Genomic DNA, 15,012 nt, shown 5'->3' with positions numbered 1-15,012 from the left:
ATGAGTCACAGGCCCCGGTCCGGCCCCGGACCGGAACCGCCCACTCTACCGGCGTGGGATCAGCGGGACAGTGCTCCGGTCAGTGCTCCGTGGCGGAGGAGGGGGCCGAAGTGACCAGTTCCGTCAGTACTCCGTGGCAGTCCTTGGGGTGCAGGAAGGTGATGCGGGAGCCCATGGAACCGATGCGCGGCTCGTCGTACAGGACCCGTACGCCCTTGTCGCGGATGTCCGCTGCGTCGCCGTCCACGTCGGCGGTGCCGAACGCGATGTGGTGGACCCCCTCACCGTTCTTGGCCAGCCACTTTCCCACCGCGGAGTCCTCGCGGGTGGGCTCCAGGAGCTGGAGGTAGGAGGCGCCGCCGTCGGACGTCTCGTTGATCTTGAGCATGGCTTCACGGACGCCCTGCTCCTCGTTGACCTCCGAGTGGTACACCTGGAAGCCATAGGTCGAACGGTAGAACTCGATGGTCTTGTCGAGGTCGAAACAGGCGATTCCGATGTGGTCGATTCGCGTCAGCATGGGGACAGTGCAGCGCGGTTGGGGGTGGTTACGCAACGTGCGCGCGATCACACTTGCTGCCCGGTGACCGCACAGGTACCGCTCAGTACATTGAGGTAAACCCTCGTTCACTCCTCATCCCTAGGGGCCGTGCCTCATGTCTGGAACGAACAGCACCACGTCCGTCATCGTCGCTGGCGCCCGTACGCCCATGGGCCGGCTCCTCGGCTCCCTCAAGTCCTTCTCCGGCGCGGACCTCGGCGGCTTCGCCATCAAGGCGGCCCTGGAGCGGGCCGGCATCGGCGGCGACCAGGTCCAGTACGTGATCATGGGCCAGGTGCTCCAGGCCGGCGCGGGCCAGATTCCCGCCCGTCAGGCGGCCGTGAAGGCCGGCATCCCCATGAACGTGCCCGCCCTGACCATCAACAAGGTCTGTCTCTCCGGGCTCGACGCCATCGCGCTGGCCGACCAGCTGATCCGCGCCGGAGAGTTCGACATCGTGGTGGCCGGCGGCCAGGAGTCCATGACGAACGCGCCGCACGTGCTGCCGAAGTCCCGTGAGGGCTTCAAGTACGGCGCCATCGAGATGCTCGACTCGATGGCCCACGACGGCCTGACCGACTCCTTCGAGGGCATCGCGATGGGCGAGTCGACCGAGAAGCACAACACCCGGCTCGGGATCGCCCGCGGACCGCAGGACGAGTTCGCCGCCCAGTCGCACCAGCGGGCCGCCGCCGCGCAGAAGAACGGGCTCTTCGAGGCCGAGATCACGCCCGTCGAGATCCCGCAGCGCAAGGGCGACCCGGTCCTGTTCTCCAAGGACGAGGGCATCCGGCCCGAGACCACGGCCGAGTCGCTGGGCAAGCTGCGCCCCGCGTTCGCCAAGGACGGCACGATCACGGCCGGCACCGCCTCGCAGATCTCCGACGGCGCCGCCGCCGTCGTCGTGATGAGCCGGGCCAAGGCCGAGGAGCTCGGTCTCGAGTGGATCGCCGAGATCGGAGCCCACGGCAACGTGGCCGGCCCGGACAACTCGCTCCAGTCGCAGCCGTCCAACGCCATCGCCCACGCGCTCGGCAAGGAGGGGATCGGCGTCGAGGACCTGGACCTCATCGAGATCAACGAGGCCTTCGCGGCCGTCGCCGTCCAGTCAATGAAGGACCTCGGGGTGTCCCCGGAAAAGGTGAACGTCAACGGTGGCGCGATCGCCCTGGGACACCCCATCGGGATGTCCGGCGCGCGCGTCGTGCTGCACCTGGCGCTGGAGCTGAAGCGGCGGGGCGGCGGTGTCGGCGCTGCCGCGCTGTGTGGTGGCGGTGGTCAGGGCGATGCGCTGATCATCAAGGTCGCGGGCAAGTAGCGCGGCGAGCGCTCACGGGCGCGTAACCCTTCCGTAGTGCTTGATCGAGGAGCGGAGTTGTGATGCAGGACGTCCCCGGGCTGGTGGCTCAGGCGCGAGAGGGCCGGCCGCGTGCCGTCGCCCGGCTCATCTCGCTGGTCGAGGGGGCGTCCCCGCAGCTGCGTGAGGTGATGGCGGCGCTGGCTCCGCTGGCCGGGAACGCGTACGTCGTGGGGCTCACCGGCTCACCCGGCGTGGGCAAGTCGACCTCCACCTCGGCCCTGGTGTCGGCGTACCGGCGGGCCGGGAAGCGGGTCGGGGTCCTGGCGGTGGACCCCTCGTCGCCGTTCAGCGGCGGTGCGCTGCTCGGCGACCGGGTGCGGATGTCCGAGCACGCGTCGGACCCCGGGGTCTACATCCGGTCCATGGCCACCCGCGGACACCTGGGCGGTCTGGCCTGGGCGGCGCCGCAGGCCATCCGGGTGCTCGACGCCGCCGGGTGCGACGTGGTGCTGGTCGAGACGGTCGGCGTCGGGCAGTCCGAGGTCGAGATCGCCTCGCAGGCCGACACGTCGGTGGTGCTGCTGGCGCCGGGCATGGGAGACGGGATCCAGGCCGCGAAGGCGGGCATCCTGGAGATCGGCGACGTGTACGTCGTCAACAAGGCCGACCGGGACGGGGCCGACGCCACTGCCCGGGAGCTCAACCACATGCTGGGCCTCGGGGAGTCCCGGGGCCCCGGGGACTGGCGGCCGCCGATCGTGAAGACGGTGGCGGCGCGGGGCGAGGGCGTCGACGAGGTCGTCGAGGCCCTGGAGAAGCACCGGGCGTGGATGGAGGAGCGCGGGGTGCTCGGGGAGCGGCGGGCGAAGCGCGCGGCGCACGAGGTCGAGACGATCGCGGTCACCGCGCTGCGCGAGCGGATCGGGGACCTGCGGGGCGACCGGCGGCTCGGGGCACTGGCCGACCGGATCGTCGCGGGCGAGCTCGACCCGTACGCGGCGGCCGACGAGCTGGTGGCGGGGGTCACGGAGGCGGGATAGCGGTCGCTTCGGGGGCGGTGTCCGGGACTGTCCCGGACACCGCCCCCGTGCGTGCGCCCCCTGCGCCGGTGGGCGCGGTGCGGGGCCTGCCCCGTCAGTCGGAGTCGTTGTCGTCGGCGTCGTCGGCCCGGTCGGAGTCGTCCGCGTCGTCCTTCTCCGGGGTCGCCTTCGCCGTCGTGCCGTCGACGGTCAGCTCGTGCTCCTTGCCGTCCTTGGACCGGACCTCCGCCTCCCAGCCGCCGTCGTCGTCCAGGTCGATGGACGTCAGCGTGCCGGGCTGCGCCGTGAGGGCCGCCTTCGCGGCCTCGCTCATGGTGACCTTCGTGCTCTTCGGGGCGCGGTCGTCCTCGTCGTCCTGCGCGTGCTCGCCCGTGACCTTCGCCGTCGCGGCGTCCACGTCGACGTCGTGCCACTTGGCGTCCTTGCCGTACACGTCGACCTCCCAGGTGGGCTCGTCGTCGTCGAGCTCGGCCCCGGTGACGGTGCCCGGTGCGGACTTCACGGCCGCCGTGGTCGCCTCGTCGAGGGTGATCGCGCTCGTGGCCGGCTTCGCGTCGTCGTCCGAGGTGGCGAACGCGGTCGCGGTGCCGCCGCCGATGAGCAGGGCCGTGACGGCGGTCGCGATGACGATCTTGCGCTTCATGAGGTTTCCTCCCGAGCGGTTGGTTGCTACGGGAATCAATCTGGCCCAGCGATGCTGAACGTGGCCTGAAGCCTGCTGAAGCCGTCTTCAGGTTCGGTTTGCGAACCTGGGCGCATGCGCTTGTTGATCGTGGAGGACGAGAGGCGGCTCGCGGTGGCCCTGGCCAAGGGGCTCACCGCCGAGGGCTTCGCCGTGGACGTGGTGCACGACGGGCTGGAAGGGCTGCACCGGGCCGGTGAGGGCGCGTACGACCTCGTCCTGCTCGACATCATGCTCCCCGGCATGAACGGCTACCGGGTGTGCTCGGCGCTGCGGGCGGCGGGCAACGACGTGCCGATCCTGATGCTGACCGCCAAGGACGGGGAGTACGACGAGGCGGAGGGGCTCGACACGGGCGCCGACGACTACCTGACGAAGCCGTTCTCGTACGTCGTGCTGGTCGCCCGGGTCAAGGCCCTGCTGCGGCGGCGGGCCGGCGCGGGGGCCTCCCCGGTCGTCGTGGTGGGGGACCTGCGGGTGGACACCGCCAGTCGGCGGGTCTACGCGGGTGACGACGAAGTCGTGCTCACCGCCAAGGAGTTCGCCGTACTGGAACAGTTCGCGGTGCGGGCCGGCGAGGTGGTCAGCAAGGCGCAGATCCTGGAGCACGTGTGGGACTTCGCGTACGATGGCGATCCCAACATCGTCGAGGTGTACGTGAGCGCCCTGCGGCGCAAGCTCGGCGCGCCGAGGATCCAGACGGTGCGCGGCGCCGGATACCGGCTGGTGGCGGCATGAGGCGGCTGTTCGGGTCCGTACGGGCCCGGGCGGCGCTCGGGGCCACCGCGGTCGTCGCGGTGGCCCTGGTGGCCGCCGGGCTGGCCGTGCTGCTGGTGCTGCGCGCCAACCTCATCGACCAGACGGACCTCCAGGCAGAGGTCGGCGCCCAGAACGTCGCCTCGCAGGTGGCCCTGGGGCGGCCGTACGCGGACGTGGAGTGGCCCGACGACCGTCCCGCCCAGGTGGTGGACGAGGACCGGCGGGTGGTCGCCGTGAGCGACGACCTGGAGGCGATCGAGGGGGCGGGGAGTTCCGAGGTGCGGGTGCGGGACGCCCGCGAGGGCGGGGACGACGACCCCGGGCCGGGGGAGGTGTCCGACGACGAGCCCCGCATGTCGTCGGGGAGCGCGACGGTGGACGGCGAGCGGGCCGACTACCGGTTCGCCGCCGTCGAGGTGCGCACGGCTCGCGGCCAGGACGTCACGGTCTACGCCGGTGCGCCGCTGGCCGCCGAGCAGGACGCCGTCAACACGGTGCGCGAGGCCATGCTGATCGGCCTGCCGGCGCTGCTGGCCGTGGTGGGCGGGGTGACCTGGCTCGTGACGCGGCGGGCGTTGCGGCCGGTGGAGGGGATCCGGCGCGAGATGGCCGCGATCACCGCGTCGGAGGACCTGTCCCGGCGGGTCCCGGAGCCGGACGCGCACGACGAAGTGGCGCGGCTGGCCGTGACCACCAACGAGACGCTCGCGGCCCTGGAGACGTCGGTGGAACGCCAGCGGCGGTTCGTCGCCGACGCCTCGCACGAGCTGCGCAGTCCGATCGCCTCGCTGCGCACGCAGCTGGAGGTGGGCGCCGCGCATCCGGAGCTGCTGGACGTGGAGGGCGCGGTGCGGGACACCGTACGGCTGCAGGCCCTCGCCGCCGACCTGCTGCTCCTCGCCCGGCTGGACGCCGGCGAGCGGCCCGGGCAGGGGCGCGTCGATCTGGGCGCGCTGGTGCGGGAGGAGGTCTCGCAGCGGACCGACCGGCTGCCGGTGACGGTGGCGGAGGGGTCCGGACCGTACGAGGTGGCCGGTTCGCGCGGTCAGCTGGCGCGGGTGCTCGGCAATCTGCTCGACAACGCGCAGCGGCACGCGCGTGGCCGCGTCGAGGTGTCCGTGCGGCGCGAGCGCGGCGCGGTGGTGCTCGGCGTGGCCGACGACGGGGCGGGGGTGCCGGCCGCGGAGCGCGAGCGGATCTTCGAGCGGTTCGTACGGCTCGACGACGCCCGCAGCCGGGACGACGGCGGCGCGGGCCTCGGCCTGGCCATCGCCCGCGATGTGGCGCGCCGGCACGGCGGCACGCTGTCGGTGGCGCGGGGGCCGCTGGGGGGCGCGCTGTTCGAACTTCGCCTGCCGGTGGCGGCCGGCGCGGCGGGTTCCTGACAGCTGGGGGCGGACCCTGGGGAAGGAGAGCGCGGCGGTGCTCTCCCACGCCGGGCCGGCCGGCTAGATCCTGCCCCGTCGGCCGCGCAGTTGCTCGACGACGGGAGTGAGGGCGGCCTTCATGTCGGCGAGTGCTTCGGGGGAGAGCATGCCGATGAAGTGCCGGCGTACGGACTCCACGTGGTGGGGGGCTACCTGCTGCATGGTCTCGCTGCCCTGGTCGGTCAGCACGGCGTACAGGCCGCGGCGGTCGGACTCGCAGTTCTCCCTGCGGACCAGCCCCGCGTTCTCCATGCGGGTGATCTGGTGGGAGAGGCGGCTCTTGGACTGGAGGGTCGCCGCGGCGAGGTCGCTCATCCGCAGCCGGCGCTCTTGCGACTCGGACAGGTTGACCAGGATCTCGTAGTCGTTGATGGTCAGCCCGTACGGCTGAAGATCCTTTTCGAGCTGATAGGTCAGCAGCCTGTTGGCGTCCAGGTAGGTCCGCCAGGCGCACTGTTCGGCATCGGTCAGCCAGGGGGTGGCCGTCTCGGTCTCCATATATGGATTCTACCTAAGAAGTTGAAAACTGGACGAAGTTGCGGAGTGTGACGCCCGGCACGCGACAAGGGCGCAGACGTTCGACGTCACACTCCGCAGACTACCGCTCACAGCCCGAAGCGACGCTGGAGGTCCCCCAGCTGACCGGGAAGGCGCGGTGCGGCGCCGTGGTGCCCCGCCCCGCCGCCGTGCCCGCCGGGCACTCCCGCCTGCGACGGGACCGCGCCCGTGGCCTGCTCCGCCATGAGGAGTTCGGTGGACTGCAACAGCACGGTGCCGGCCCCGACGAACTCGAACTGGTGCTCCTCGCCCGACGTGCCGCCGAGGCCCGTGAGTGACCTGATCCCGCCCATGACGCCTGTCATGTAGCCGTGGTCGTAGTGGTGGCACGGCGACGGGCAGTCCGCCCAGCCGACCAGCGCCTGCGGGTCCACGCGGATCGGCGGCTCCATGAAGACCACGGGGCCGTTGGAGGCCGCCACGAACTTGCCCGTGCCGATGAGGGTCAGGAAGCCCGGCACGATCGACTGCTTGAGCGCGAGGCTCGGCTCGTACGCGAGGAGGTTGCCGGAGCGGATGGTGAGGTTGCCGTTGTCGAGGTCGAAGGAGTTGACGTCGAACGCGCGGTCCGCGAGCAGCATCTTCCCCTGGCCCTCCGCCACCACCCAGTCGCTCGCGTGCAGGGGCGAGTGGAAGCTGGTGCGCAGCAGGCGCTCGAAACGGCCGTGGCCGATGCCGTTGAAGTCGATGCGCCCGTAGTAGGCGATCATCTTCCCCTTCTGCAGGAACCACTGGCTCCCCTTGAGCTCCACGCAGAAGGTGTAGGGGTTGACGTTGTCGTCCGAGGGGAGCGTGTGCGGGTCGAAGATCACGGGGCCGGTCACAGCTTCTCCTCCGAGGCCTGTACGTACACCGCGCCGCTGCCGGACAGCTCCAGCTGGAACGCCTCGCCCGAGCCGCGGCCCACCATGTCGCGCCAGCCGAGTGCGGTGGAGAGCTTGTTGCGTACGTCGCCGTGGTGCGCGACGTACGCCTGCGGGTCGACGTGAATCGGCCGCTGGGGTGTGATGGGGACCTCGATCACGCCGCCGTGCGCCATCACGGCGACCGCGCCGTGGCCCTTGAGCGTCGTCGTGAACAGGCCCTGGCCGGTCACCTGGCCGCGCACCATGCCCATGACGCCGCCCTGCGAGCCCATGAACATCGTGCCCTGGGCGAGGGTGCCGTCGAAGGCCAGGAGACGGTCCGCCTCGACGCACAGGGTCTCGCCGGTCAGGTTGATCACCTGGATGTGGTGGCCGCCGTGGCCGAAGAGCACGGTGCCCGAGCCCTCGACCGTCATCAGCGGGGTGGCCTCGTTGGCGACCCGCCGGCCGATCATGGACATCACGCCGCCCTGACCGCCCTGGATGTTCGGCGTGAACGACACGTCGCCCTGGTACGCGAGCATCGCGCCGCGCTGGCTGAACATCTTCTGGCCGGGCGCGACCCGCGCCTCGACCATCTTCGAGTTGATCTCCCGGAACGGCATCAGACGTCGCCCCCGACGGTGTTGCGCTCGCTCGGCTGCACGTAGACCAGCCCCTCGCCCTCGAAGCGGATCTGGAACGCCTCGCCCGAGCCCTCGCCGATGAGCGTGCGGAAGTTCACACCCGACTGGAAGTGCTGCTGGAGGTTGCCCTGGTGGGCGATGTACGCGCCGGGGTCGACCTGGAGGGGGTACTGGGCGGAGACGCGCAGTACGACCGCCGGGCCGTCCGACATGATCGCCGCCTGCCCGGTGCCCTCCACGGTCGTGGTGAACAGGCCGTTGCCCGTCGCGCCACCGCGCAGGCCGGTGAAGGAGGTGCCGGTGCGCAGGCCCGCGTCCGCGCACAGGAGGTTGCTGGACTCGACGTACAGCTTGTCGCCGTGCAGCTGGACGAGGTTGATCTCGCTCGCGCGGTCGGCGAACCAGCACGTGCCGTGCCCCTTCACCTCCATCATGGTCATCTGCTCGCCGGTCAGGCGGCGGGTCACCATGCCGCGCACGCCCTCACCGCCGCCGGACATCTTCTTGAAGGCCATCTGGCCGTCGTACGCGACCATCGAGCCGTTCTTCGCTTTGACGGCGTCGCCGGTCATGTCGACGGCGAGCACCTTGCTGCCTTGGAGTCGGAACTGAGCCACGTGGGTGACGGTATCCCGTGACCCCGACCCTGATAAAGGGCGGCGGGAGCGGGCTGCCACAATGGGCTGCGAGCTTGTGCGTCCGTTCACAAGATCGACCGTTCCCTGCGACGACGAAGGTTGCCCCTCCGTGGACATCAAGACCGCTTCCGCACTCCGCCGCCTCCGCCTGGTGTCCGTACCCGAGGCGGTCTCCTTCCTGCTGCTGCTCGTGTGCTCGGTGCTCAAGCGCACCACGGAGTTCAACGCCGTCCCCGTCATGGGCGCGATCCACGGTCTGCTCTTCGTCCTGTACGTGCTCTTCTGGGCGGACGCCTGGAACCGGACGAAGTGGTCGCTCGGGACGGCGGTCTTCTACTTCGCCATGTCGGTCCTGCCGACCGGCGGCTTCTTCGCCGACAAGCGCCTCAAGCGCGAGGCCGAGGACGCGGTCATCGCGGGCCGCGCCCGCAAGGAGGGCGTGGTCGGCGCATGATCGTCGCCTTCTCCGTCAGCCCGCTGGGTGTCGGTGAGGACGTCGGGGAGTACGTCGCCGACGCGGTGCGCGTGGTCCGCGAGTCCGGGCTGCCCCATCGCACCGACGCGATGTTCACCTCGATCGAGGGTGAGTGGGACGAGGTGATGGACGTCGTGAAGCGCGCCGTCGCCGCCGTCGAGGCCCGCGCCCCGCGCGTCTCGCTCGTACTGAAGGCCGACATCCGTCCCGGTGTCACCGACGGCCTGACCTCCAAGGTCGAGACGGTGGAGCGCCATCTGAGCGCCTGATCCGGCCGTCCGAAAGCCCCCGACCGCCACGGCGCGGCCGGGGGCTTCGTCGTCGCCCCGTCGCGGTTCCGCCGCCGCTTCGCCGTTCAAACAACTCGGCGCCGAAATGCGCCCGCTCGGACGACCCGGTTCGACACGCCGCCAAATGTCCCTTTATGTGGGGGTATCGAACGCCCTCGACTGCGGGAGGCACAGTGCGGCCGGACGGCTACGACTACGACACCCACAGCCGGCTCGCCGGGCCGCTGACCGAGCCCGTCGCCACCGGGTACCGGGTGCAGTACCGGAGTCTGATGGCGCAGGAACCGCACCGAATACGCGCCGTGCTGCTGATGACGCTGGCTCCGCTGCTCTCGGCGCTCCTGCTGGTCTACCTCGTCTGGCCCACGCACTGGACCGAACGCGAGGGCGGCGAACGGTGGCTGGTCCACCTCGACATGGTGATGCTGGCCTCGATCGGCCTGATCATGCTCTTCATGCTGGTCAACGTCGTGTCGATCGCCCACGCCACGCTGGTCGCCCGGGACCCGGTACCCGTGACCCCCGAGCCCGGCACCCGGGTCGCGTTCCTCACGACGTACGTACCGGGCAAGGAAGCCCTGTCCATGGTGCGCGCCACCCTCGAAGGCGCGGTCCGGCTGCGGCACGACGGGCCGCTCGACATCTGGCTCCTGGACGAGGGCGACGACGACCTGGCCCGCGCGCTCTGCGCGGAGCTGGGCGTACGGCACTTCACCCGCAGCGGCATACCGGAGTGGAACACCCGGAGGGGACCGCACCGGGCCAAGACCAAGCACGGCAACTACAACGCCTGGCTCGCCATGCACGGCGGCGCCTACGACTTCTTCGCCTCGGTCGACACCGACCACGTGCCGCTCCCCAACTTCCTGGAACGCATGCTCGGTTACTTCCGGGACCCCGACGTCGCCTTCGTCGTCGGACCGCAGGTGTACGGCAACTACGACACGTGCGTCACCAAGGCCGCCGAATCGCAGCAGTTCCTCTTCCACGCGCTGATCCAGCGTGCGGGCAACCGCTACGGCGCCCCCATGTTCGTCGGCACCAACAACGTCGTACGCGTGCGGGCCCTCATGCAGGTCGGCGGCCTGTACGACTCGATCACCGAGGACATGGCCACCGGCTTCGAACTGCACCGCAGGAGGAACCGGGAGACCGGGCGCTTCTGGCGTTCCGTCTACACCCCGGACGTGCTGGCCGTCGGCGAGGGACCCGCCTCCTGGACCGACTTCTTCACCCAGCAGCTGCGCTGGTCGCGCGGCACGTACGAGACGCTGTTCAAGCAGTTCTGGAAGGCGCCGTTCCGGGTGCCGCCGGGCCGGCTGCTCACGTACACGCTGATGCTCGTCTACTACCCGATGACCGCCGTCAACTGGATGCTCGGCATCCTCAGCTGCGTCCTGTTCCTGTGGTTCGGGGCGTCCGGCACCCAGGTCTCGTCCTCGGTCTGGCTGATGCTCTACAGCGACGCGGCCGCCCTCCAGATCGGGCTCTACCTGTGGAACAGGCGGCACAACGTCTCACCGCACGAGCCCGAGGGCTCCGGCGGGCTGGCCGGCATGGCGATGTCCGCGCTCTGCGCGCCGATCTACGCCAAGTCCCTCGGCTCGGCGGTGCTGCGCACCCGGGGCAGGTTCGTGGTCACCCCCAAGGGCGGCGAGGCCAGCCCCGACCGGCTGCTGACCTTCCGTATCCACCTGTCCTGGGCGGCCGTGCTGGTCTGCTCGCTCGTCGCCTCCGTCCACCTCGGTCACACCCACGCGGCGATGCGGACCTGGGCCGTACTGGCGCTCGTCATCGCACTCTCACCGGTCGCGGTGTGGTGCTGGACCTCCGCACGCGAGCGCGCCGAGGCCAAGGCGCTCAGGCCCGCCAAGGGCCACGCGAGCGGTGCGGTACCGGGCGAGGAGCCGGAGCCCGCGCTGGCCACGACGACCGGAGGGAACTGACCCATGGCCTACCGGCCGACGAAGAAGTTCAAGAAGACCCTGCTGGGCGGCGGAGCCGTCGTGGTCCTCGCGGGACTCAACGCCCCGGCGACGCTGACCTTCGCGGAGGAGAAGTACCACGCGTACAAGATCGCCCAGCCCGGCTACAAGGCGCAGTACGGCTCCTGGTCGACCGTCGACATCCCGGAGAAGTACCGCACCAACGCGATCCACGCGGCCCTGCTCAACACGGGCAAGGTGCTGATCATCGCGGGCTCGGGCAACGAACAGAAGAAGTTCGACGAGGGCACCTTCGAAACCGTGCTGTGGGACCCGAAGGACAACTCCTTCGAGCTGGTCCCGACGCCCGAGGACTTCTTCTGCGCCGGGCACGCCCAACTGCCCGACGGGCGGCTGCTGGTGGCCGGCGGCACCGCGCGCTACGAGGTGCTGGGCGACCAGGTCATGCGGGCCGGCGGCGGCATGCGCGTGAAGAACGAGAACCCGGACAAGGCCATCACCTTCAAGAAGGGCACCCGCTTCCGCTCGCCCTCCGGCGTCACGTACGTGTCGAAGTTCGACGTGACCGTGCCGAAGGCGAAGCGCCAGTTCAAGATCTCGTACGCCAAGAGCGGGCGCATGCTGCCCTGGAAGACCACCGTCAAGGCGGCCGAGGCCCGCGTGTTCGTCGAGGCCGCCGAGGAAGGACCGCGGGCCGTCACGAAGGAGTCGGCGCAGTACGAGATCGTCGGGCTCAAGGGCGAGGACGCCGACAACGCCTACGGCCTCGCCGAGGCGATCACCATGGACAAGCAGGACTTCCAGGGGATCAGGGCGGCGTACGAGTTCGACCCGAAGGCGGAGCGGTACATACCCGTCGACCCCATGAAGGAGGCCCGCTGGTACCCGACCCTGGTCACCCTCCAGGACGGCAAGGTGCTCGCCGTCTCAGGGCTCGACGACGTCGGCGCGATCCTCTCCGGCGACAACGAGTACTACGACCCGAAGACGAAGAAGTGGTCGAAGGCGCCCTTCCGGTACTTCCCGACGTACCCGGCCCTGTTCCTCACCAAGGGCGGCAAGGTCTTCTACTCCGGGGCGAACGCCGGATACGGTCCGGCCGACAAGGGGCGCGAGCCGGGCATCTGGGACCTGGAGAAGAACACCTTCAAGAAGGTCGGCGGGCTGACCGACCTCGACCAGACCGAGACCGCGGCCTCGCTGGTCCTGCCGCCCGCCCAGGACCAGCGGGTGATGATCCTCGGCGGCGGCGGGGTCGGCGAGTCCGAGAAGGCGACCGGCCGTACCGCGATCATCGACCTGGACGAGGACAGCCCGGTCTTCAAGACCGGCCCCCAACTCCCGCAAGGGACGCGGTACCTGAACAGCGTGATCATGCCGGACGACACCGTCTTCACCAGCGGGGGCTCGACGGACTACCGGGGGCGCGGCGCCAGCAACATCCTCAAGGCGCAGTTCTACGACCCGAAGGCGAATGCCTTCAAGGCGGCGGCCGAGCCGACCGTGGGCCGCAACTACCACTCCGAGGCCCTGCTGCTGCCCGACGGCCGGGTGGTCACCTTCGGCTCGGACTCGCTCTTCGGCGACAAGGACAACACGAAGCTGGGCAAGTTCGAGCAGCGGATGGAGATCTACACCCCGCCGTACCTCTTCCGGGACAAGGCGCTGCGGCCGGTGCTGGGCGCCGGACCGCGCGAGCTGCCGGCGTCGGGCGTGGCGACGTTCCGTACCGCGCACCCGGAGCGGGTCGCGCGGGCCCGGCTGATGCGGCCGAGCGCCGTGACGCACACGACGGACGTCGAGCAGCGCTCGATCGAACTGAAGCTGAGGAAGGGCCGGAGCGCGGTGACGGTGGAGGTGCCGGGCGACAAGTCGCTGGTGCCGCCCGGCTGGTACATGCTCTTCGTCACGGACGCGGAGGGGACACCGTCCGAGGCGAAGTGGATCCACGTGCCGTAGGGGCGGGTGCTTACGCGAGCCCGGGCGGCCTTGCCTCCGGGCCATGCGGCCGGGCCCCGGGGCCTGCGGCCGGCCGGACCTCGGGGCGTGCTCGTGCCCCGGCCGGTGCTCGTGGCTACACCACGTGCCCGTGCCCCGGCCGGGTGCTCGTGGCTACACCTTGGCCCGGCGGGCGAGCCCCAGGGCGTAGTCCGGCCACCAGGTGCCCGCCGCCGGGCCGCCGCGGCACTCGCCGTCCGAGTCGCCGGGCCGTTTGATCCACAGGTACGCGTCGAGCAGCGGGTCCCCGGTGCGGTCGCTGGGCGGCGTACCGAGGGCGCGCCCGGTGGGGTTGCACCAGGCGTCGGTACGGCCGCCGGACAGGGGGCCGTTGCCGTTGCGGCTGCTGTCGATGACGTAGTGGGCGCCGCCGAGCAGGGCGGACAGCCGGGAGCCGAAGGACTTGACGGCCTCGTCGGTCTGGAAGTTGGAGACATTGAGCGAGATGCCGTCGGCCCGCTCCACGCCGGCGCGCCGCAGCGGCTCCACCAGCTTGCCGGGGTCGTCGATCCAGGCCGGGTTGCCGGCGTCCAGGTACACCTTGGTCTTCGGCTGCCGCTTCAGCCGGTCGACGGCTTCGGAGAGCAGCGCGGTGCGCTCGTCGTGCTCCTCCGGCGGAGTGCAGCCGTCCACGATGTGCGCCACCGCGTCCGGCTCCAGGACCACGATGGCCGGCGCGGAGCCGATGCTGTCGGCGAAGGTGCCGATCCAGCGCCGGTAGGCGTCGGCGTCGGCCGCGCCGCCGGCGGAGTGCTGGCCGCAGTCGCGGTGCGGGATGTTGTACGCGACCAGGACGACGGTCCGCGCGGCCTCGGCGGCGCCGCGCACCGCGTCGCGGATGTCGGGCGCGGGATCGTCGCCGGACGGCCAGCCGGCGACCGGCCGCTCGGAGATGCGCCGCAGGACGTCGGCGTCGGCGTCGCGGCCCTGCGCGTCCCACGCCTCGACCTGGCGGGCGGCGTCGCTCTTCGGGTCGACCCAGTACGGGGACGAGTCCTGGCCCTCCCCCCGGCTCCGCGCGGCGGTGGACTCGCCCTCCTGCCGGGACCCGGGGCCGGGCGCCGAACCGCCGGAGCCTGAGCAGGCGGCGACGCCCAGCGCGAGGAAGGCGACGGCTGCGGCGATGAGCGAGCGGGTCGGACTGCGGCCGGACATCCAGCCCCCTTGCACGGTTCGACTGGGCGACGATAGGGACCGAGCAATCGTTGCATAACACCTATATCGCCCCCGGCTGCGACACCACCGCCGACCGGAGGGGCGGCGGGGAGTCGGGGGCCCTGGAGCTACGCCTCCGTCGAGGCGAGGGCGACGCCCAGAGGGGTGCGCGCGTACAAAACCTGATGGCCGTAGCGGCGCGAAACCAGCAGGCCCGCGTCCCGCAGGACCGACAGGTGCGCCGACACCGACGAGGGGGCCAGCCCCAGCGCGTGCGCCAGCGCCGACGTGGACGCCGGCTCCTCCAGCGCGCACAGGACATCCGCCCGGCCCCGTCCCAGCAACCGCGCCAGTGACTGAGGCGTACGCTCGGCCGACCCGGTCCACAGCCCGCCGATCCCGCGCACCGGATACACGACGGTCGGCTGCCACGGCGGTTCGAAGCCGCTCACCACATCGGGCCAGCAGAACACGCTCGGCATCAGCACAAGACCCTGGCCGCCCAGCGTCCGCTCGTACGCGCCGGGCCGGTCGATCGTGAGCGTACGGCCGTCGTCCGCCCACGCGAGCCGGGGGTTCAGCTCACCGAGCAGCCCGCCCAGGCCCACCTCCGCCAACCGCCGCGAGTGGAACGCCACGTCCGCCTCCAGCAGCGCCCGCAGCCGAGGCCAGTCGGGCTCGACCAGGGCGCGCCACGCCCCTTCGAGGAGG

16 protein-coding genes are annotated in these 15,012 nt (G+C 71.1%); 8 read left to right on the top strand and 8 right to left on the bottom strand.

Going from position 1 to position 15,012, the window contains the following annotated elements:
• Nucleotides 1-79: 79 nt before the first annotated feature.
• The gene (gene mce / locus E2E34_RS06550; protein ID WP_138900970.1) at nucleotides 80-520 is read right to left on the bottom strand and encodes a methylmalonyl-CoA epimerase; all 441 of its coding nucleotides are present in this window, start codon (nucleotides 518-520) and stop codon (nucleotides 80-82) included.
• A 136-nt stretch (nucleotides 521-656) separates the two neighbouring features.
• Here mce and E2E34_RS06545 point away from each other — a divergent pair, with 136 nt between their 5' ends.
• Nucleotides 657-1,859, top strand: a complete 1,203-nt coding sequence (locus E2E34_RS06545) for an acetyl-CoA C-acetyltransferase (protein WP_138900969.1) — start codon at nucleotides 657-659, stop codon at nucleotides 1,857-1,859.
• A 62-nt stretch (nucleotides 1,860-1,921) separates the two neighbouring features.
• The gene (gene meaB / locus E2E34_RS06540; RefSeq protein WP_138900968.1) at nucleotides 1,922-2,881 is read left to right on the top strand and encodes a methylmalonyl Co-A mutase-associated GTPase MeaB; all 960 of its coding nucleotides are present in this window, start codon (nucleotides 1,922-1,924) and stop codon (nucleotides 2,879-2,881) included.
• A 94-nt stretch (nucleotides 2,882-2,975) separates the two neighbouring features.
• Here the strand turns inward: meaB and E2E34_RS06535 are convergent, their stop codons facing one another.
• Nucleotides 2,976-3,524 carry a PepSY domain-containing protein gene (locus tag E2E34_RS06535; protein WP_138900967.1) on the bottom strand — a complete coding sequence of 183 codons (549 nt, stop codon included), beginning with the start codon at nucleotides 3,522-3,524 and terminating at the stop codon, nucleotides 2,976-2,978.
• Between the two features lie 114 nt (nucleotides 3,525-3,638).
• On the opposite strand from E2E34_RS06535, the gene E2E34_RS06530 reads away from it, so the two are divergent.
• Together E2E34_RS06530 and E2E34_RS06525 are read left to right on the top strand one after the other, a co-directional pair.
• On the top strand, nucleotides 3,639-4,301 hold the full coding sequence (locus E2E34_RS06530) for a response regulator transcription factor (protein ID WP_138900966.1): 663 nt from the start codon (nucleotides 3,639-3,641) through the stop codon (nucleotides 4,299-4,301).
• Nucleotides 4,298-5,707 (top strand): sensor histidine kinase, encoded by a 1,410-nt coding sequence (locus tag E2E34_RS06525; protein WP_138900965.1) that lies wholly within the window; start codon nucleotides 4,298-4,300, stop codon nucleotides 5,705-5,707. Before E2E34_RS06530 ends, E2E34_RS06525 begins: the two co-directional genes overlap by 4 nt.
• A gap of 63 nt (nucleotides 5,708-5,770) precedes the next feature.
• On the opposite strand, the gene E2E34_RS06520 is transcribed toward E2E34_RS06525, so the two are convergent.
• From E2E34_RS06520 to E2E34_RS06505, 4 genes are all read right to left on the bottom strand, one after another.
• On the bottom strand, nucleotides 5,771-6,247 hold the full coding sequence (locus E2E34_RS06520; RefSeq protein ID WP_138900964.1) for a MarR family winged helix-turn-helix transcriptional regulator: 477 nt from the start codon (nucleotides 6,245-6,247) through the stop codon (nucleotides 5,771-5,773).
• A 107-nt stretch (nucleotides 6,248-6,354) separates the two neighbouring features.
• The gene (locus E2E34_RS06515) at nucleotides 6,355-7,131 is read right to left on the bottom strand and encodes an AIM24 family protein (protein ID WP_138900963.1); all 777 of its coding nucleotides are present in this window, start codon (nucleotides 7,129-7,131) and stop codon (nucleotides 6,355-6,357) included.
• Nucleotides 7,128-7,778 carry an AIM24 family protein gene (locus tag E2E34_RS06510; protein ID WP_138900962.1) on the bottom strand — a complete coding sequence of 217 codons (651 nt, stop codon included), beginning with the start codon at nucleotides 7,776-7,778 and terminating at the stop codon, nucleotides 7,128-7,130. Before E2E34_RS06510 ends, E2E34_RS06515 begins: the two co-directional genes overlap by 4 nt.
• Entirely contained in the window at nucleotides 7,778-8,416 is a 639-nt protein-coding gene (locus E2E34_RS06505) for an AIM24 family protein (protein WP_138900961.1), read from the bottom strand. The genes E2E34_RS06510 and E2E34_RS06505 overlap by 1 nt, the downstream gene beginning before the upstream one ends.
• 130 nt (nucleotides 8,417-8,546) lie before the next feature.
• On the opposite strand from E2E34_RS06505, the gene E2E34_RS06500 reads away from it, so the two are divergent.
• From E2E34_RS06500 to glxA, 4 genes are all read left to right on the top strand, one after another.
• Nucleotides 8,547-8,891, top strand: coding sequence for a DUF3817 domain-containing protein (locus tag E2E34_RS06500; protein ID WP_138900960.1), 345 nt, complete (start codon nucleotides 8,547-8,549; stop codon nucleotides 8,889-8,891).
• Nucleotides 8,888-9,181: an MTH1187 family thiamine-binding protein gene (locus tag E2E34_RS06495; protein WP_138900959.1), complete on the top strand. Its 294-nt coding sequence runs from the start codon at nucleotides 8,888-8,890 to the stop codon at nucleotides 9,179-9,181. Before E2E34_RS06500 ends, E2E34_RS06495 begins: the two co-directional genes overlap by 4 nt.
• Nucleotides 9,182-9,375: 194 nt before the next feature.
• Nucleotides 9,376-11,148 carry a glycosyltransferase family 2 protein gene (locus E2E34_RS06490; RefSeq protein ID WP_425573383.1) on the top strand — a complete coding sequence of 591 codons (1,773 nt, stop codon included), beginning with the start codon at nucleotides 9,376-9,378 and terminating at the stop codon, nucleotides 11,146-11,148.
• A 3-nt stretch (nucleotides 11,149-11,151) separates the two neighbouring features.
• Nucleotides 11,152-13,107 (top strand): radical copper oxidase GlxA, encoded by a 1,956-nt coding sequence (glxA, locus tag E2E34_RS06485; protein ID WP_138900957.1) that lies wholly within the window; start codon nucleotides 11,152-11,154, stop codon nucleotides 13,105-13,107.
• A gap of 153 nt (nucleotides 13,108-13,260) precedes the next feature.
• On the opposite strand, the gene E2E34_RS06480 is transcribed toward glxA, so the two are convergent.
• Both E2E34_RS06480 and E2E34_RS06475 read right to left on the bottom strand, forming a co-directional pair.
• Nucleotides 13,261-14,301 carry a glycoside hydrolase family 6 protein gene (locus E2E34_RS06480; protein WP_138900956.1) on the bottom strand — a complete coding sequence of 347 codons (1,041 nt, stop codon included), beginning with the start codon at nucleotides 14,299-14,301 and terminating at the stop codon, nucleotides 13,261-13,263.
• 128 nt (nucleotides 14,302-14,429) lie between these two features.
• Nucleotides 14,430-15,012, bottom strand: a 583-nt coding sequence (locus E2E34_RS06475; RefSeq protein WP_138900955.1) for an ArsR/SmtB family transcription factor, incomplete at its 5' end; no start/stop codon positions are given.

It is taken from the genome of Streptomyces albidochromogenes, assembly GCF_005981925.1.
GTDB classification, from domain to species: domain Bacteria; phylum Actinomycetota; class Actinomycetes; order Streptomycetales; family Streptomycetaceae; genus Streptomyces; species Streptomyces albidochromogenes.
Note: the sequence above shows the minus strand (reverse complement) of the source record. Positions and strands in the feature narration are given on the sequence as shown.